At 27.7% G+C, this 20,219-nt stretch carries 17 protein-coding genes, 1 tRNA gene and 1 pseudogene; 3 read left to right on the plus strand and 16 right to left on the minus strand.

Annotation, left to right across the window (positions count from 1 at the left end):
- Positions 1 to 205: 205 nt before the first annotated feature.
- Positions 206 to 640, minus strand: a complete 435-nt coding sequence (gene slyA / locus M9409_RS00905) for a transcriptional regulator SlyA (RefSeq protein WP_250227074.1) — start codon at positions 638 to 640, stop codon at positions 206 to 208.
- Positions 641 to 1,409: 769 nt separating this feature from the next.
- On the opposite strand from slyA, the gene rnt reads away from it, so the two are divergent.
- Complete coding sequence (rnt, locus tag M9409_RS00910) at positions 1,410 to 2,063, plus strand: ribonuclease T (RefSeq protein WP_250227075.1); 654 nt, start codon at positions 1,410 to 1,412, stop codon at positions 2,061 to 2,063.
- A 174-nt stretch (positions 2,064 to 2,237) separates the two neighbouring features.
- On the opposite strand, the gene grxD is transcribed toward rnt, so the two are convergent.
- On the minus strand, positions 2,238 to 2,570 hold the full coding sequence (grxD, locus tag M9409_RS00915; protein ID WP_250227076.1) for a Grx4 family monothiol glutaredoxin: 333 nt from the start codon (positions 2,568 to 2,570) through the stop codon (positions 2,238 to 2,240).
- Positions 2,571 to 2,750: 180 nt separating this feature from the next.
- The gene (locus M9409_RS00920) at positions 2,751 to 3,371 is read right to left on the minus strand and encodes a riboflavin synthase subunit alpha (RefSeq protein ID WP_250227077.1); all 621 of its coding nucleotides are present in this window, start codon (positions 3,369 to 3,371) and stop codon (positions 2,751 to 2,753) included.
- 298 nt (positions 3,372 to 3,669) lie between these two features.
- Between M9409_RS00920 and M9409_RS00925 the strand changes: the two genes are divergently transcribed.
- A tRNA-Val gene (locus M9409_RS00925) sits at positions 3,670 to 3,743 on the plus strand.
- A 285-nt stretch (positions 3,744 to 4,028) separates the two neighbouring features.
- Positions 4,029 to 4,268: an LPP leucine zipper domain-containing protein gene (locus M9409_RS00930; protein ID WP_250227078.1), complete on the plus strand. Its 240-nt coding sequence runs from the start codon at positions 4,029 to 4,031 to the stop codon at positions 4,266 to 4,268.
- Between the two features lie 127 nt (positions 4,269 to 4,395).
- Here M9409_RS00930 and M9409_RS00935 read toward each other — a convergent pair whose 3' ends face one another.
- From M9409_RS00935 to thrS, 13 genes and pseudogenes are all read right to left on the minus strand, one after another.
- On the minus strand, positions 4,396 to 4,827 hold the full coding sequence (locus tag M9409_RS00935) for a SufE family protein (RefSeq protein ID WP_250227079.1): 432 nt from the start codon (positions 4,825 to 4,827) through the stop codon (positions 4,396 to 4,398).
- 24 nt (positions 4,828 to 4,851) lie between these two features.
- Complete coding sequence (locus tag M9409_RS00940; RefSeq protein ID WP_250227080.1) at positions 4,852 to 6,075, minus strand: SufS family cysteine desulfurase; 1,224 nt, start codon at positions 6,073 to 6,075, stop codon at positions 4,852 to 4,854.
- Entirely contained in the window at positions 6,072 to 7,364 is a 1,293-nt protein-coding gene (gene sufD / locus M9409_RS00945; protein WP_250227081.1) for a Fe-S cluster assembly protein SufD, read from the minus strand. The genes M9409_RS00940 and sufD overlap by 4 nt, the downstream gene beginning before the upstream one ends.
- Positions 7,342 to 8,085, minus strand: a complete 744-nt coding sequence (gene sufC / locus M9409_RS00950) for a Fe-S cluster assembly ATPase SufC (RefSeq protein WP_250227082.1) — start codon at positions 8,083 to 8,085, stop codon at positions 7,342 to 7,344. The genes sufD and sufC overlap by 23 nt, the downstream gene beginning before the upstream one ends.
- Before the next feature lie 57 nt (positions 8,086 to 8,142).
- Complete coding sequence (sufB, locus tag M9409_RS00955; RefSeq protein WP_250227083.1) at positions 8,143 to 9,639, minus strand: Fe-S cluster assembly protein SufB; 1,497 nt, start codon at positions 9,637 to 9,639, stop codon at positions 8,143 to 8,145.
- A gap of 17 nt (positions 9,640 to 9,656) precedes the next feature.
- Complete coding sequence (gene sufA / locus M9409_RS00960) at positions 9,657 to 10,037, minus strand: Fe-S cluster assembly scaffold SufA (protein WP_250227084.1); 381 nt, start codon at positions 10,035 to 10,037, stop codon at positions 9,657 to 9,659.
- A gap of 487 nt (positions 10,038 to 10,524) precedes the next feature.
- Positions 10,525 to 11,541, minus strand: coding sequence for a lipoate--protein ligase (locus M9409_RS00965; RefSeq protein WP_250227085.1), 1,017 nt, complete (start codon positions 11,539 to 11,541; stop codon positions 10,525 to 10,527).
- A gap of 559 nt (positions 11,542 to 12,100) precedes the next feature.
- Complete coding sequence (gene pheT, locus M9409_RS00970; RefSeq protein WP_250227086.1) at positions 12,101 to 14,494, minus strand: phenylalanine--tRNA ligase subunit beta; 2,394 nt, start codon at positions 14,492 to 14,494, stop codon at positions 12,101 to 12,103.
- Between the two features lie 15 nt (positions 14,495 to 14,509).
- The gene (gene pheS / locus M9409_RS00975; protein ID WP_250227087.1) at positions 14,510 to 15,502 is read right to left on the minus strand and encodes a phenylalanine--tRNA ligase subunit alpha; all 993 of its coding nucleotides are present in this window, start codon (positions 15,500 to 15,502) and stop codon (positions 14,510 to 14,512) included.
- Between the two features lie 177 nt (positions 15,503 to 15,679).
- The gene (rplT, locus tag M9409_RS00980) at positions 15,680 to 16,057 is read right to left on the minus strand and encodes a 50S ribosomal protein L20 (protein ID WP_250227088.1); all 378 of its coding nucleotides are present in this window, start codon (positions 16,055 to 16,057) and stop codon (positions 15,680 to 15,682) included.
- 71 nt (positions 16,058 to 16,128) lie between these two features.
- Entirely contained in the window at positions 16,129 to 16,326 is a 198-nt protein-coding gene (rpmI, locus tag M9409_RS00985) for a 50S ribosomal protein L35 (protein ID WP_250227089.1), read from the minus strand.
- A 92-nt stretch (positions 16,327 to 16,418) separates the two neighbouring features.
- Positions 16,419 to 16,958: a translation initiation factor IF-3 gene (gene infC / locus M9409_RS00990; protein WP_250227233.1), complete on the minus strand. Its 540-nt coding sequence runs from the start codon at positions 16,956 to 16,958 to the stop codon at positions 16,419 to 16,421.
- Positions 16,959 to 16,964: 6 nt separating this feature from the next.
- Positions 16,965 to 18,342, minus strand: a pseudogene (gene thrS, locus M9409_RS00995) (threonine--tRNA ligase); the annotation flags it as partial.
- Positions 18,343 to 20,219 lie beyond the last annotated feature (1,877 nt).

Raw genomic sequence — 20,219 nt, forward strand, 5'->3', positions numbered from 1 at the left:
TACAAAAAATGTTAAGTAATCGATAAATATTTAAGTGTGTAATTATATACAGTCAACAAAGAATCGTGTTATATTATATATTTTATGAATTATGATATATTTAGAATTTTTAGTACAATATACTTGTATAATTTCTTTAAAATAAACAATATAAATGTGTTTGTGTTATTTAAAGGTACATACGTTCTTAGTTATATGAAATTTTCTAATTTTTATTGTGTAAATTTATAATGTTTTTTTCTAATTTAAAAATAATTTTGCTTAGAAAAATTGTTTCTTCATGGCTAATGCCACTAAAAATTTCGTTTCTAGTGATAGAAATAACACGATTTACTTCATTAATAATAGGTCTAGCATTATCAGTTAATTTGATTCGTTTAGCTCGTCGATCATTAACACAAGTATGTCTTATAATTAATGATTTTTCTTCAAGTTGATCAAGTGTTCGTACTAAAGATGGTTGTTCAATTCCTATAGCTTTTGCTAATTGTATTTGAGATTGATCTGGAGGTAATTGACAAATATTATGCAATGTAATCCAATGTGTTTGTGTGAGTTTTAAAGGTTTTAAACGATGATCAATTAAAGCACGCCATATTCTTACAAGGCGTGCCAAATCTGATCCTAATGGCGATTCCAATTTTTTCTTTCCTTATAATTGAATTTATTTTATTTTAGATATTTTGTCTATTTTAAATAAGTAGATATTCAATATATGAATATGTAATTATGGCATAATCGTGTCTATGATATTACGCTTAATATAATTTAATAAAATTATTGTAAAGTGATTGCTATCCCAGTTTATCAATTAGATACGTTATTATGTATAATTTAATTCATTAAAGTGTAACATACATTTATTATTGTATGTAAATTATTTTTAAGACTTGTGTTGAAAATAATTCATTGAATGAAATGTATTTATGTAAAATGAGTGAAATTCTAATTATAGTTAGAATTCTGTTTCAGAATGGTTTGTTTAGTGATTTGTGTTACAATATCATCCTCAGAAGTTGATTTTAAACAAATTAGTTTATTCAAAAGAAGTGTGTTGGATAAAAAAAATCGGTGTTATTCATGATTTTATAATGAGTTATAAATATATTTATTAAAGTATCTGTTATTATATAAATAAGTGGTAGTTATTATATATTTTAGTATTTTTGGTGATTTAATAATAGGTATCAATATATGTAACCATTTTTAAAATTAAAAAAATATTTAATTTCAGGTATATTGATATAAATTGTATTTTTAAATAAAAATATATGTTTTAAAAAAAATAGTTATTTACCATTTTTCATAGAATATCCGAAGAATCATTGTTACACAATAAATATAAAAATGTATTAAAATTTATGATAACATTAATTGTTTATGTAATGTAATATATTTTATAAATAAAAATGATTTATAAAGATGATCACAATACTCTTCGAACCAGATTTCGTGGGTTTTACCCGGTTGTAGTTGATGTAGAGACAGCGGGTCTTAACGCGAATACTGATGCTTTGTTAGAAATTGCTGTTGTTACACTTAAAATGGATGGGTATGGTTGGTTATGTGTAGATGATTCTCTTAATTTTCATATTAAATCATTTCCTGGAGCTATTATTCAACCGGAAGCATTAGCGTTTAATGGAATTGATTTAAATAGTCCTTTAAGAGCTGCAGTAACAGAGCAAGAGGCATTACAAAAAATTTTTGAAATGGTACATCAGGGTATTGAAACTCAAGAATGCAGTCGTGCTATTATCGTAGCACACAATGCGTTTTTTGATCATAGTTTTTTAATGGCGGCAGTAGAACGTGTAAGTTTTTCAGAAAATAATCCATTTCATCCTTTTGTTATGTTCGATACAGCTACTTTAAGTGGATTAGTATTTGGTCAAACTGTATTAGCTAAGGCATGTGCGCGAGCAGGTATTTGTTTTGATAAAAAAAAAGCACATTCTGCGTTATATGATACTGAGCGAACCGCAATGTTGTTTTGTGAATTGGTAAACAAATGGAAAAGACTTGGTGGTTGGCCATTAACCCCTTATTGTGCTGATTCTTAATGTGCGTCATTAAGACATTGGTATTATTATTATAGTTGTGTGTGTTTTGATGACACTAGGGAGGTTTTAAAATTTGAATATAAAATATATTTTATTCTACTTATGTAGATTTTATATATCCGCGTAATAATTATTTATATATTTAGTTCTCTTGTAAAGGGAAAATAAAAATTTTTAATTTAAATTATATCGTAATTTAACCTGATTAATCAGAGTGTGTAGTTTTCCGTTGCGACTCATATTAATCATGATGTCAGATCCACCTATTAATTTCCCTTCTATCCATAATTGAGGAAAAGTAGGCCAATTAGAAAATGTTGGTAAAGCATTTCTAATATCTATATGGATCAATACATCAATGTAAAAAAAAGATTGAACATGAGTGGATAATATTTGAGCAGCTTTTGATGAAAAGCCACATTTAGGAGCACTCGGGGTACCTTTCATGTATAAAACAATAGGATTTGTTTCTATTTGATTTTTGATTTTTTTTATTGTGTTGTCCATATTATATTTGTGTTAAAAATTAAAATTATATTTCTTAATAAATAAAATAAGCAAGCATTTTAAAATATTTGTATTTATCTCAATACAGATGAAGAATGTGATATTTAAAGCAAATCTTTCAAATTTTTCGTATATTAAATTTATATGCAAATTTATATATGTATTAATGAATACTTGTTGTTATTTTTTCAAATTAACAATAGATAGCGTTCTTTCAAAGCTGTTTATAACAGATTTTATAATAATGTCAACTTCAATATTTACTACATTACCTATTTTTTTGCTTCCAAGCGTTGTTTGTATTGCAGTATATGGGGTTAAACAAATACGTATATAATCATTGAATATTCTACTTACCGTAAGGCTTACTCCATCTACCCCAATGGATCCTTGGTGTAAAATATATTTTTTAAGATATTTTTTTTTTATATTGAACCATATTATTTTGTTGTTTTCTGAAGTAATTATTTTTATAATTTTCCCAGTGCAATCAACATGACCACTCATTAAATGCCCACCAATTTCAGAATGAAAACTTAGTGATCTTTCTATATTAATTAAATCTCCTGATTTTAGCATACCCATATTAGTTAATTTTAATGTTTCATGTATTAAGTTAAAACTAACTAGATTGTGTTGCATGGCAATAACAGTTAAACAACATCCATTATTTGATATAGAGTAACCAATTTTTAAATTTGATAGTAGATGCGTGGGTAATATAATTGTATACGTTTTAAAATTGGTTGATTCATAGATCGTATGAATTGGAACGACAGCCTGTATAATACCTGAAAACATATTTTTCAAATACTATTTAATATTATTATAAATTATATTTATTATAGCATATACTTTTTTTGTGTTAAATATAACTTTAAAATGATTTAAGTTCGTTTTTGATAGAAACATATTTTCTTAATATAAGATATTCTTAAAACATTTGACGTATGATATAATTACATGTATTTTGTTGTGCATAGGTATTGTTTTTTTAGTAAACTATCTATGAATCTTTTCAATACGGTAAGAAATCAATAATGTGTTAGTAACACATTATGTGGGGATAATGAGTAATTAAGCATTGTTTTATTGTTGTGCGTTCTTAGCTCAGTTGGTTAGAGCGCTATCTTGACATGGTAGAGGTCGATGGTTCAAGTCCATTAGAACGCATTAGTTATTATTGTAATAAATTATTTGGTTTAAGATGATAATAAGGTATTTTTCTTTGTGTATACAGCTCAAAAAATAAGAAAGAAGGTTAGATTATTATCTAAATGTTGTATCAATAAAATTGATTTTCATTTTTAAATGATAGGGTAATTAATTATTTTAACATAATTAAAATGATACGATAGTAGAGTGTTTTTAAAAAAATTAATAAATGATTCTTTACTAATTATATTTTTATATAAGTCCAATTACTAAAGTAATTCTAATATAGGAGAGTATTTAAAGATGAAACCTAATAGATTCATGTGTTGTTCTGTAATCATTTTGAGTTCTTTTGTGTTGGCTAATTGCGCGAGTACAACTAAAATAAAAGAATTATCTTCTGAAATGCGTGATTTAAGCGAAAGAATTGATCAAATAAGCAGTGATATTGATGTTTTGCGTCCTGAGATAGAGAAAACAAAAAATGAGGCGACACGAGCTAATCAACGTATTGATAATCAAATTACTTCTTTTCATAAGTAATTTAAAAAAGATGTCGAGAAAAGTATGTGTACATAAGGATTCTTTAAAAATAAAAAATGATAAAACATTTGATTATAATTATAAATAATTATTGTATAAATATTTTAATTTGGAATAAAGTTATAGTTTATAGAGAACGGTTAACTTGACTCTGTATAGAGTCAAGTATCAGATGTATCCCTTGAGATCGAGATATAGTTAAGTTTTGTTTCAATTGTAATTGATTTATCAGAAAGGGTTTAATATCAATATTAGCGGCTTCTTTTAAATTTAATCCTTGGTATAAACTAAATATTATAGATATAATTCCTTTAACGATAGAAGAATCACTATGTCCGTATAGTTTAATCAAACTGTTATGGGGCGTTATAGAAGAAGTAGTCAAAGCAATCCATGTTTGACTTTGGCATCCAGGAATTAAATATTTGTGTGTACGCATATTTTCTGGAAATTCAGGTAGTAATTTTCCGAGACTAATTATATATATATATTTCTCTTCCCAATTAATGCAACTTAAGAAATTTTGTAATAATTGATTTTTTGTAGGAAATTTCATCATTGTTGTTAAAATAATAATTGTTTATTAGTTTAGTAAATGTTGCGCCTGCATGAGTCCATATGCTAATCGATCAATATCTTCTTTGTTGGTGTACATAGCTAAAGATGCACGACACATACCTGGTACTTTAAAATAATTCATAGTAGGTATTGCGCAATGGTGTCCTGTTCGTATAGCAATTCCGTATTGGTTCAATAACATTCCAATATCATATGAGTGATGTATCCCTAAATTAAAAGCAATAATCCCAACTCGTGTACTTGGTCCATATAATATTAGATTTGGAATGTTTTGTAATGTGTCTACAGCATACCGTATTAATTGATCTTCATGATTATAAATTTTATCAATACCTATGGTATTGATATATTCAATAGCACTTCCTAGTCCTATAATACCACTGATATTGGGAGATCCTGACTCAAATTTCCAGGGAGAGTCTATAAATGTTGTATTGTGAGTTAAACTTACATCTTGAACTATTCCACCTCCTACTATCCATGGGGGCATTTTTTGAAGTAATTTTCTTTTTCCATACATAATGCCAGTACCAGATGGCCCATATAGTTTATGCCCGGAAAATACATAAAAATCACAATCTAGTTTTTGTACGTCTACTGATTGATGTACGATGCCTTGAGCGCCATCTATTAAAATTAGAGCATTACTTTTTTTTCGAGCTATATTCGTTATTTCTGTTAACGGATTAATTGTTCCTAAAACATTAGACATGTGTGATACCGATAAGAGTCGAGTGCGATTATTTATAATTTTGGATAAGCTGGATATATTTAATGTGCCATTAGGAGTTAATGGTATATAATGTAACGCAATTTTTTTATTTTTTGACAATATTTGCCATGGAATAATATTGGCGTGGTGTTCCATTTCACTGATAATAATGTTATCTCCATAATTTATAAAATTATGTCCCCAACTGTTGGCGATGAGGTTGATAGCTTCAGTAGTGCTTTTTACAAAAACAATTTCTTCTCTAGATGCGTTAATAAAATTAGCTATATGTAAGCGTACTGTTTCCATGTGATCAGTTGATTCTGTACTCAATGTGTGAATACCTCGATGTACAGCAGCGTATTTATTACGATAGTAATGAGTTTGTGAGTCTATGACAATATTAGGTTTTTGAGCAGATGCAGCATTATCAAGATAAGTAAGAGGGTGTTGATTTATTATTCGGTTTAATATAGGAAAATCTGATCTAATTTTTTCTATGGGATAAATTGTCATATTTTGATCCTTATTAAAGCTTTATTGATTTTTTTCAATATAATATCTTGTAACATAGCATGTTTAATTAATCCTGTAATTTCAATAGTAAAAGCATAAATAAGCATTTTTAAAGCATCTTTTTTGGGAATACCGCGTGTACTTAGATAAAATAGATGATCAGCATCAATGTGCCCTATTGTTGCTCCATGACTGCATTTTACATCGTCTGAGTAAATTTCAAGTTTAGGTACACTATAAATAGTTGCATCTTGGTTTAATAGTAAATTATTGTTTATCATTATTCCATCAGTTTTTATAGAATTTGGATTTACTTTTATCAGACCATTAAACACACCGGTACTGTGATTACATGCTATTATTTTATGTAATTGCGTACTTGATGCATATTCTTGGTTGTTATGTTCTAAATAAGTGCATATATTTCCAATATCTTGTTTGGATAACAAAATTAAACTATTTAATGATAAGGATGATCCCGAGTGATTAATTTTGGCGCTGGTTTGATGAGATGTAAATTTAGGACCGAGAATTACAAAGATATTACTGTGTACATTTGAATATTGCCCTATATTAATATCGTTGTGTGCTATATGATAACTTGCATTATTCTCGAATATTAGTTTAAAGTGGTCTAATTTGGATCGGTTTCCTGTTGTAATAGACATACGTGCGCCGCTGAAGTGACTGTTGTTTTTATTGATGCTAATAAAATGTTCTATAACGCATGTGTTGGAATCATTGCCAATGTGAAGATGGTGATGATAATGAGATGTAACTAATTTGTTTTTTACGTTAGATCCTTCATTAATATATAGTAAATATAATGGTTTTTTTGTTATTTTTTTTGTAGGTAAACTTATATGTATTGTTGCATCACTTAAGTATTCAGTTAAATATAAAAACATCTCTGGTTGAATGGGATGAGTTATTTCATGGCGATTGGGATCTCGATTGATTTTCATTATCCATGGATCAATATTTTTATCACTTAATTCAGGTGCTAATAGACCGTTAACAAATGTTAAGCAATAAGCATCTATAGGAAAACTTAATTTTTCATATTGCGGCGCATTTAATTTAAAATTTTTAGAGAATTCAAAATTATATGTTAAAAATTCTTTAAATGCCGTATGTTTCCAATTATCCTTGTTAAAATTAGGTAATCCAAGTATTTTAATACGTTCCCAATATTTATGCACCAAATCCGAATTAATATTATTTTTTTGTTTAAACAATCCATACCATTCGTTCAATACTCTATCTTTATTGTCCGCATAACCAACCATAACCTTTTTCCTCGATCTTTTTGACTAAAGAGATATCACCAGATTTTACGATATGACCCTGATGTAATACGTGCACATAATCAGGTTTAATATATTCTAAAATTCTTTGGTAATGAGTGATAATGACAAATGAACGTATTTTATTGTTTAATATATTAATACCATTATAAACGATTTTTACTGCATCAATATCTAAACCAGAATCTGTTTCATCAAGAATACATAGTAATGGTTCTAACATCATCATTTGAAGAATATCATTACGTTTTTTTTCTCCTCCAGAAAATCCAACGTTTACTGATCGACTCAACAAGTCATTAGGCATTTTTAACAATGTCATTTTTTTTTGAATCAGCTGGGTAAAATCAAACTTCTCCATAAGAGATTGGTGCCTGTATTTACGTATAGCGTTAACAGCGCTGTGTAAAAATAGTTGGTTACTGATCCCTGGAATATCTATTGGATGCTGAAATGCTACAAAGATTCCTTCCCCTGCGCGTTCTTCTGGCTTCAGAAGTAATAAATTTTTGTTTTTAAACAATATCTCTCCGTCAGTAACAACATAATCTTTTTGACCAGATAATGTAGCAGATAATGTACTTTTTCCTGATCCATTAGGCCCCATAATTATGTGTATTTCACCAGGATTAATTTCTAAATTTAATTTTTTTAGAATAGATATATTTTTTACGCTGACATCTAAATTTTTTATTGATAACATCAGCACTTCTCCTTTTTAAATGACTATGATTTATGAAAGTACTTATATTATGGGATTTTATCCAACGCTGTGTTCTAAAGTAATTTCTAGTAATTTTTGTGCTTCTGCAGAAAATTCTAAAGGTAATTTAGAAAATATATCTTTGCAGAATCCATTTACAATCATAGAAATAGCATCATCTTCATTAATTCCACGTTGTCGACAATAAAACAGTTGATTATCGCTAATACGCGAAGTTGTAGCTTCATGTTCTAATTGTGAATTATTACTATGTGATTCAATGATAGGAAAGGTATGAGAACTACATTGTTTTCCTATCAGCATGGAGTCACATTGTGTAAAATTACGTGAATTTGAAGCAGATTTCATCATTTTAACTAATCCTCGATAAGTATTTTGACTGCTTCCAAGTGCAATACCTTTTGAAATAATAGTGGAGCGTGTATTTTCTCCTATATGAATCATTTTTGTTCCAGTATCTGCTTGTTGTATGCCATTAGTAATGGCGACTGAAAAAAATTCTCCAATAGAGTTTTTTCCTTTTAAAATTACACTTGGATATTTCCAAGTAATAGCGGATCCGGACTCAGATTGAGTCCAAGACATCTTAGCATTTTCTCCAGAACATAGTGCTCGTTTAGTAACGAAGTTTAAAATCCCACTTTGAGAATTTTGGTTGCCAGAAAACCAATTTTGTACTGTTGAATATTTTACTTGAGCATCTTTTAGAACAATAACTTCTACAACTGCTGCATGCAGTTGATAGTTATTATGTGTTGGAGCTGAACATCCTTCAATATAACTTACATAACTACCTGTATCTGCAATTAAAATGGTCCGTTCAAATTGTCCGGTTTTTTTAGAATTCATTCGGAAATAAGTTGAGAGCTCCATAGGACAGCGTACATTTTTAGGAATGTATACAAACGTACCATCAGATACAACTGCAGCATTAAGTGCAGCGAAAAAATTATCTTTAAAAGACACTACAGTTCCTAAATATTGACGTACTAAATCTGGGTAATCTCGAATAGCGTCGTGAAATGAACAAAAAATGATACCTTCTTTTAATAAGGTATGTCGGAACGTAGTAGACACGGAAACCGAATCAAATATAGCATCAACTGCCACGTTTCCTTCTTCATATACTGGGATACCTAGTTTATTAAAGGTTTGTTCTACTTCTGTGGTTAAGTATTTTGATTTATTTAAAAAAGTGTTTGTATTTTTTTGTGTTTCGTGGGTTTTTTGTTTAGTTACAGATGCTGGAGCAGAAAAATAGCTATAGGAATTATAATTGATTTTTTGATAATTTCCTTTTAACCAATGTGGTTCTTCCATATTACGCCAAGCGTGATAACCTGAAAGTCTAAATTCTAGCATCCATTTTGGTTCTGATCTTTTTTTTGAAATAGTGTGTATTATATCTTCATTAATACCCTGTTTGAGTTCTTCATTATTTAATTTGGTAAAAAAACCTTCCTTATAATATGAATTATCATGTGTATATAAATTTTTATTAATGTCATATATGTTAGAGTTATTATGTATCATAATAATAATACCTTTTTTTAAATGCTAAAACTTTCACCGCATCCACAAGAATGTTGAGCTTGAGGATTATTAAATTTAAACATATGATTTAATCCTTCTCGTGCATAATCTAATTCGGTTCCATCAACAAATGGCATGACGTGCAATGGTATGAATAATTTAGCTCCGTTACGTTCGTATATTAAGTGATCATCATCTAGTGATGTAACTTTATCCATAAGATATGAAAATCCTGCGCATCCTGATTTTTTTATGGTTACTTTCAATCCTAATATATTAGGATCTTTGTTTTTTAAGTGAAGAATTTGTTGTGCTGCCGCTTCAGTCAGTGTTAGACCATTCCAAGAAACATGTTTTTTGGATATGCAGTGTATATTTTTTTTGATATTATTTTTCATGATAAATTCCTTTAAATTTGTTACATAATATTTTACCATACTAAACACTCAATTATTTTTCATTGCATTAAATATTTATGAAAGTAAAAATATGCAAATAGAAAATGGTTCTACATATCTAATTGTATTAGAAATTATAGTTTCTAATCATATGTTAATTTTTATAAATTTTCATTTAAATTCAACGAATGTTGAAATTTAGTACAGTATCTATTTAATAAAAATAGTGTATTAAAGATAGATTGTTGTAGTATTCTTCTAAAATTAATTTTTTATTTCAAACGATGTGAAATGTAACTGATATGGCAACTTCTTTCAGAATAACATATATTAAAAGTGTATGCTAATTGGTTTATTTTTTTTGATTAGTAGAAAATATTTCATATGAATCTTCTTATAATTAAGATGTATAACTACATATATGTAGTTACGTTGAAAATTTTTAAAATTTAATTGAAATTAAAGCTTATTAAAAATTAACAATGAATTAAGATGTTGTTTTGATTAACCAACTAGAAACTTCTGATAATTCTTTTTTGTGTTGAGGCCATATTTTCATCCATTCTTGACAACAAGAGAGAATGCTTTTATTATTATATGGAATGCCTACTAATTTTTTTGCCAGTGTTTCTAAAGGATCTGGTTCTAAACTGTCAGTGAAAATATGGGTACGATGAATAATACCACGTTCTATATCGAAATGTAACGTCACACTGCCCCAATCAAAACGGGTATCTAATTGATGTGTGAATGCAGGAGCGCTTCCGAAATTCCAGTTCCAATCACGTTGTTTATTGAATTGCTTTAAAAACTCTGGGATATTATAAAAATTATCTATAGATAATATTTCTGGCTGTACTCTCACTCCATGATATTGGAAAAACGCTTCTGTTAATCCTTGACATACTTCTTGGTGATTAATTCCAGGTTTTAATTCATTTAAGTTAGCAACTCTTGACCGAATAGAGGTAATCCCTTTAGTTTCTAGTTTTTTAGAATCTGGATTAAGATAATAAGCGAGTTTATTAATATCAACGTGTAAAAGTAGTGTGCCGTGATGAAATTTACGCCCAGATGTTTCACGATATGCAGAACCGCTAATTTTACGTTCTCCATTTGCTGTATGTATGACAATATCATTGCGTCCAGAAATGATGGCTTTAATCCCAATGTGACGCAATCCATTCAAAACTATATTAGAGGATACATATTTGTCATAATTTTCTTGAGTAGAAATGAAGGTAAAACAAGTATTACCTAAATCATGAAACACAGCGCCACCGCCACTACTTCTTCTAGCTAATTTAATGCCATCTCGTTCCATTCGGCGAGTGTTGCATTCTTTCCATGCGTTTTGAGCGCGTCCTATCACTACTGTATTTTGATTTCTCCATAAAAATAGTATAGATTGTTTTTTAGGTATGTTTTTAAATATATATTCTTCAAGTGATAAATTAAACCATGGATCATAAGAGTTAGATAATAATAATCGAAAAGAACGCATAGCTCCCCTTTTTTTGATATTTAATTAAAGCGTGAATCTTATATGCCATATGGAAATATACTATCATTAATAATAATAACTTTAAATTATTTTTTATTAAATTATCAGTATTGGAAATAAATTTGATCTGTGTTTTTAATTTACAATTATATTACAATTAATACAAATAAATCAAATTACTGGGAGGTGAATATAAGTTTCATCATTGTTTAAATATTATTATAATATATTTTTTAATTTCTAATTGAGATACAGATATTTTTTATATATAAAACAGTTAAATATTCTTATTGAAATAAGTTTTAAATTTTGTTTACTAAATTTTAGTACAAGATATGAAGATTGTTGGTTTACATAATTAATATTATCTAATTATATTCGGTGTTTATTATATAAAATGTATACTTATTGTGCGGGTGTGTTTTTTTGTTTTGAAAGATTAAGTGATTAAAAAAAGGATATATAATATATATATTATATAAAAATTCATTTTTAATTATTTTTTAAATAGTATATAAATTAACATTTAAATATGATAATAGTAACGATACGAGTATTATTATCTTAATGTTCCATTGAAACGTTTTTTTAAAATCATCGAACATTTGTTAACAATATCAGAAATTTCTTCTTCTTTTAAAGTATGAGTTTTGCTTTGTAAATATAATTTAATAGTAAAACTTTTAAAACCTTTTTCAATGTTTTTACTTTTATAAACATCAGATAACTTGATGTCAACTAATTGATCTTTGTTATCAATTTTTTTGCATTCAGCAATGATAGATTCTGCGGATACTTTGTTTGGTACTATTATAGAAATATCACGAAAATTTTTAGGAAATTTAGAAATGGAAGTAACTTTAGATAATATAAATTGAGAAATCATATTCCACGATAACTCAAAAACTAGTGTTTGTGAACGTAAATTTAGTGTCATTTGTATAGAAGGATGAATCATACCAATGTATCCAATACATATATTTTCCAAATAAATTGCTGCACTTTGACCAGAATGTAATGCTGGATGTGTGTATTTTTTAAATCTAATACAATGTAACTTGTTAGTTAGGTTTAATAAAGCTTCTACATCTCCTTTTATATCGTAAAAATCTACTGGATGTATTTTTTTTAAATCCCAGTGTTCATTAAATCTAAGTCCAGATCGTATCCCAGCTATCATAAAATCTTGATACACTTGATTTTCAAAATTTTTTTGAGGAATAAAACATATACCGCTTTCAAATAATTTAATTTGTTTTTGTTGTCTATTTTGATTATATATTACTGTTTTGATTAATCCAGACCATAAAGATAGCCTCATAGTAGACATTTCTAATGTAATTGGATTTTTTAGAATTAATGGAATTTTTTTCGGGTGTAATAGTTTTTGCATACCAGAACTTACGAAACTATATGTTATTATTTCCTGATAACCACGATCTACTAATAAATTTTTTATTCTTGATAACGGTATAGTTGATGAATGGGTACGATCTGTTATTAAGTTTGTACAAATAGAAACGCGAGGGATATTGTTATATCCATAAATACGTGTTATTTCTGATATCAAGTTTTCTTCTATAGAGATATCAAAACGCCAAGTTGGTGGAAGTACTTTCCAGATGTTATCTGAAAATTTTATTTGAAAACCAAAGCGTCTTAAAATATGTGTAATTTCTGAATCTATGATATGAAATCCAATAATTTTGTCTAATTTAGTGCGATTTAATATGATATTGATTGGTTTTGGCAGTATATTTTTGTTAGTTATATTTACTATTGGACCAGGACAACCACCGCAGTTTTTTAGTAATAATGAGGTGACACGATCCAAAGCTAATTGAGATATGCTGGGGTCGATGCCTCGCACATAACGGAAGGAATACAGATCGTGAATGGGATGTAATATGGATTGACTCGCGATAGTAGACGGAGTAAAAACAGCAGATTGTAACATTATATGACGAGTTTCAGAACAAACAGAATATTTATTTGGAATGATTGCTCCAGCAATTGATAATGGTTTTTTACGATCAGATATGATGATGGTATTTTGCGATAATTTTAAATTATTGTGATTGGATAATGTTAGAATTTCTCCGATTTCAGAAAAACGTATACGTATTATGTTGCCATCAATTTTTGTATAATCAAAAACATGAATCGGTTGTCCTAACTCTAGCAATACATAATTAATAATGTCTACAACTATATTAACTGAACAGATGCCGCAGCGACGTAATTTCTCTGTTATCCATAAAGGCGTAGGAGCTGTAATATGAATGTTTTTTATAATTCTTCCCAAGTATTGTGGACATGCATCTGGAATTTCGACAGATATAGGGATGGTATCGTTGATTGTTGGAATAGTTGGTTCTATTTTTATTTTTTTTAATTTTAAATGATTTATAGCTGCTATTTCTCTAGAGATTCCGATGATACTCAGACAATCTCCTCTATTAGGAGTAACGTTGATTTCAATAATGTTATCATTAAAACGTAAATAGTTATAAAAGTTTTCTCCGATAGGTGCATTTGTAGGTAATTCTATTATATCTACTGTGTGGTTAATGATTCCGAATGTTGAAAAAGTACATAATATGCCTTCTGATTCTTTACCGTGTATTGTTTTTGTTTTAATTTTACGTCCATTTGGTAATACTGCTCCTACTTTAGCAACAACTACTCGAATATTTTTACGACAATTGGAGGCGGCGCAAACAATATTTAATAATTCATTATTACCTTTATTTACTTTTATTATCCACATGTTATTAACATTAGGATGCATTTTGCATTCTACAATTTCACCAATAATTACTCCATAAAAAATATTGATAACAGGTTTTAATTCATTAACTTTAAATCCAGCCATGGTTAATTGATCAACTAATTCAATGCTACTAATTGGTGGATTTATCCATTCGCGTATCCACATTTCACTAAATTTCATTTAAATGTCCTTGTATTATTTAAATTGATCAAGAAATTGTAAATCATTTTTAAAGAAAACGCGTATATCATCAATATTGTATTGTAACATTGTTAGTCGTTCTATTCCTATGCCAAAGGCATATCCCGAAAATTTTTCTGTGTCAATATCAAAATGATGTAATATTTGGGGATGCACCATACCACATCCTAAAAGTTCTAACCAATTTTTAGTGTCTTGTTTCATTACGTCTATTTCTGCAGATGGTTCTGTAAATGGAAAATAAGATGGTCTAAAACGTAAAGTGGTATTTTTTCCGAAAAAATTATATAAAAAATCATATAATATTGTTTTTAGATGACTGAAGTTAACGTTAGAATCTACCATTAATCCTTCCATTTGATGAAACATAGGTGTATGGTTTTGATCATAGTCTTTGCGATATACTCGTCCAAAAGAAATGATACGAATGGGGGGGGGGTTATTTTTCATGAAACGTATTTGAACGCCGGATGTGTGTGTACGAAGTAAACGTTTTTCATCAAACCAAAAGGTATCATGTTCATCTCGGGAAGGATGATACTTAGAAATGTTTAAGGCATCGAAATTGAAGTAATCATTTTCAATTTCTGGGCCATGTATTATGGAGAAGCCTAAAGAATTAAAAAAAACCTTCATACGTTTTATAGTACTCGTTATTGGATGATGTGTACCGGTATCTGATAAACGTCCTGGTAAAGTAACGTCTAATGTGTCGGTGATTAAGGTATTTTTTATATTTTTTGATTGTAAGAAGTTTTTATGTTTAATAAATAATGTGTATATATCTTTTTTGGCTTGATTAATAGCTGCTCCCAATTTAGGCTTAACATCTGATGGACTATCATTAAGATTTTTGATTTGTTGGTTCAGGTGTCCTTTTTTACCTAAAAATTTAATGCGTACTACTTCTAATTCATCTATATTGTTAGATTGCATTATGTTTGATTTCGCTAGTATAACTAAGTCGTTTATACGATCTAATGACATGAACACTCCGCTATAACTAATATAGCAATACAAGGTTGTTTTTTTGATATAATATATATGTAAAGAACAATTATATGATATTTTAATTTAATTAACTGTGCTAATTATTTAATATTACTAATACTAGTTGTAGTTGCATTATTATTATGAATTTTATATTACATGAATATGTATTTCTTATTGAGTAGATTTATGTATGTCTACAATTAATTTTTTTGCTTTGTCGACTAATTTAGAGAAGGTTTTTTTATCGAAAATGGCTATATCAGCAATCATTTTTCTGTTGATATATATATTAGATTTATGTAATCCATTTATTAAATTATTATAAGACATTCCATATTTATGTGATGCGGCATTGATACGATAAATCCATAATCGACGGAATAAGCGTTTCTTCTGACGACGGTCTCGATAAGAGTATTGTCCAGATTTTATAACTGATTGATAAGCAACACGATAAGTACGTGATCTTGCTCCATAGTAACCTGCTGCTTGTTTTAAAATTTTTTTATGACGAGCATGTGCTACTACACTGTTTTTTACGCGTGTCATACGTATTGCGCTCCTAATAATTTAAACGATGGTATATATAGATTTTCTTCAGTAATTCAAATACCATTGATTTATATGTATGGTAAACATTTCATAATTGTAGTCACATAAATTGTAGGAAGTATAGATTTCTGACGTAAATGGCGTTTATGTTTTGTAGATTTTTTTGTTAAAATATGTCGCATATAAGCATGTTTATGTTTGTAATTTCCTAAAGCTGTTATTTTAAATCGTTTTTTGGCCGATTGAAGTGTTTTAATTTTAGGCATATACTGATCTCTATAATTTTTTATTATGTGTTTTAACGCCAAGATCTAGATAATGAAATTGCTATTTATATACATTTAAATAGTAGATATTGTTATTTCTTTTTTGGAGCCAAAATCATAGTCATTTGGCGCCCTTCAATTTTATTAGAAAAAAATTCTACTGTCGTTAATTCATGCAACTCATTACGTATTCGGTATAACATTTTTGTACCAAGTTGGTGGTGTACTAATTCTCCTCCTCTAAAACGTAAGGTTATCTTGACCTTATCTCCTTCGTTGAGAAATTTAATTAAATTACGTAATTTAACTTGGTAGTCTCCTTCATCAGTACTTGGTCTGAATTTTATTTCTTTAACGTGAATCACCTTTTGTTTTTTCTTTTGTTCTTTTGTGGATTTGCTCTTTTCGTATAGAAATTTACCGTAGTTCATAATTCTACATACAGGTGGATCGGAATTAGGACTAACTTCAACTAAATCAAGACCAATGTCTTCAGATTGCTTAAGCGCTTCATGTAAACTAACCACACCGATTTGTTTTCCGTCTACTCCAGTTAGACGGACGTTTTTAGCGCTGATTTCTCTGTTAATACGATTTAATCGTATTGATTGTATTTTTTTTACGAATTTAATAATATGTTATTCCTCCATTTGATAAACACTGTAACTTTTAATTTCGTGTAGTAATTTTTTTATAAATATATCAATATTACAGTTTTTTAATGTTTGACCTCGATATGTACGTATAGCTACTGTATTTTGATTCATTTCTTTGTTTCCGCAAATTAACATATAAGGTATGCGTTGTAAGGTATAATAGCGAATTTTAAATCCTATTTTCTCATTTCTCAAGTCTACTTTTGTTCTTATTTTTTTATTTGTTAGCTTTTTTTCTATAGCAGAAATGTATTCGGATTGTTGATCAGTGACGTTTATGAGTACAACTTGTGTTGGGGCTAGCCACGTTGGGAAAAATCCTGCATATTCTTCTGTTATTAAACCAATAAAACGTTCCATGGACCCAAGGATTGCTCTGTGAATCATTACGGGAACAACGCGATTATTATGATGATCGATATAATATGTGTTTAATAGATTTGGTAAAGAAAAATCTAATTGTATTGTACCACATTGCCAGGTTCTACCTAGAGAATCGAGTAAAGTAAATTCTATTTTAGGGCCATAAAATGCGCCATCATTAGGTTGATATTGAAATGTAATATTATTATGTTGAAGTGCAATAGATAAATGCTGTTCTGCCATATCCCATATTGAATCAGTACCAATTCTTTTTTCAGGGCGGGTAGATAATTTTACTAAGATTGTTTTAAAACCAAACGTATTATATACATCGTACATCATTTTAATGCAGTGATTTAATTCGTCGAATATTTGTGTTTTTGTACAAAAAATATGACCATCATCTTGGGTAAATTCTCGTGTTCTCATGAGCCCATGTAAAGATCCAGATGGTTCATTTCTATAACAATTTCCAAATTCAGCTATGCGATAAGGTAAATCTTTATAAGACTTAATACCTTGATTAAAAATTTGAATGTGTCCTGGACAATTCATTGGTTTAATACAATACTCATTATTTTCTGAAGCGGTAGTAAATATATGTTCATGATAATTATCCCAGTGACCTGTTTTTTTCCATAATGCATGATTAATCATAACAGGACTTTTTACTTCTTGATATTCATATATTTTGAGTTGTATTCGTATAATTTTTTTTAGTTCTTGTAATAAGATCCATCCGTTTTGATGCCAAAATATCATACCAGGGGCATCTTTTTGTGTGTGGTATAGGTGTAATTGTTTCGCAAGATTGCGATGATCATATTTTTTAAGTGCTTGTGACATATTTTGTAAGTTATATATTATTATTTTTTTATTTTTAGAAAAGATGAAAAATACAATAATTTTTTATTTTACTGTTTTTATTCTAGTAAGGTCCATAAATTTTAGATAATTTGAGATTTTGATAAAAATTTATGTTGGGTATATGTGATCCAAAATATATATATATATTGATATATGTTCATGATAATACAACTCGGTTGTTTAATAAGGTAAAATATTTGTTATATACAATGGATATTGTATATATTCTTCACCATGTGCATAGATAACTCTTCTGTAATTTTTTTAGATAATGTTGGTTGTAATAAATATGCGTTTTTATTTTATCAAGTATTACCTGAGTTTGACATAATTATTAGATTATTTTTTGAGATAATATAAAGATCTATGTCATAATAAAATCCTATGTTTATTATTGGATTATAATGCTATTTTGGTTGTGTTATAATGGGCTGATTTTCTCATTGCATGTTGTTTTAGTAAATATGCACAGTTAAAGTGATTATATGTAATTCCGTTCTATATTTTGTATGATAACTGTAATATTTAAATTTTAATGTGTTAAATTGAAAATATCAGTAACCTTAATAGGTGTCTGTTCAGATAAATAATTTTTTATATAAATTTAGATCCATCTCCTCTCTAAACTTATAGAGGAGATGGAGTATAATTTTATTGATTTTTGTTTTTTAAAGTTATTAAAAGCATTAACGATGGTATTTATATTCTAATATTTTTATATGTTATTTGTTATGTAATAAGGTTTAATTTGTTTAGGTTTATTCTGCCATTTTCATTGGATGAAATACCATCCTGCAGCATATGTTAAACATATTAACTTATTATGAAGAAATAATAGAATACTCGTAGATACTTTCAATTTATTGATGCTTATAAAATATTTTCCTCACACCAGTAACATTTTTGTCATTCTATCATAATATTGTTATGTGTGAAGAATATAAAATTCTAAAAATCGTATTTAAATTCAATTGATATTGAAAATTGATTGATAATAATATAATTTTTTATTAATGCATATATATTTCTGCATAAGAAGTATATAGATCTTTATGTTTGTTTAGAGGATATATTTTTGATGTTCTACCAAATATTAGAATTTGTAATTAGTAGTTATATTATATTAAGTGTTTAATTAATATTTTTTATAAATTTATAATTTTTGTTATCTTGAGTGTATCAAGATTAATTCTTTAAAATAAAAAATATTTTTTAATTAATTATTTATAAATTTTGTTACTGACAGAGATTAATTACTTATTAATTTTTTTAATGAAAATACATTAAAATAATAACAAAAATCAGATAATTCAAGTGTATTTTAAACAAAACATACACGAAAATTTATAAATAAAAACGAATCATTATAGGTAACTGGTACGCATGTATTTTAATTTATTACACAAAGGTATAGGTACTACCTGCATAATATTTATATACTTTATTGTATTTATTTTTTATTTACATAGTGATATCTTATCATCAAATTTTTTGGATGCATTCCATGAATGTAAGATTTGGAAATTATTAGCATGAGTTTTTGTATAAGTAAACGTAACCGATCATAATAAGTTATTATATGTAATATAATACATATAATTCATTAATAATCGTCACGGGTATAATAATATTAAATGAATATTAATAAGAATTCAAATCTATATATAATAATAAAATTAATAAACGATAATAAAATGATAGATATACGACACTGTTTTTAAAAAACAGCAAATGTTATTTTTTTTATGATTTTTATTTAATTTTAAATTATAAATTATGTTTAAGGTGATGTTGTGATTGATCATTGGTACTGGGATTAATAAAATTTAACTGTTAAACATATTAAATTGGTTGATTTGGCCTATTCTGAATGTATGACAATTTTTATTATAAAGTGTATATGATGTTATATTTTTAACAGAAGTATATTTATTTTATGATGAAAAAATTTCGAATGGATGTTACTATGGTCATAGTAATGTTTTAAAGTTGTAATATTTTTGATTA

It is taken from the genome of Blochmannia endosymbiont of Camponotus sp. C-046 (genome assembly GCF_023585865.1).
Classification (GTDB): Bacteria; Pseudomonadota; Gammaproteobacteria; order Enterobacterales; family Enterobacteriaceae; genus Blochmanniella.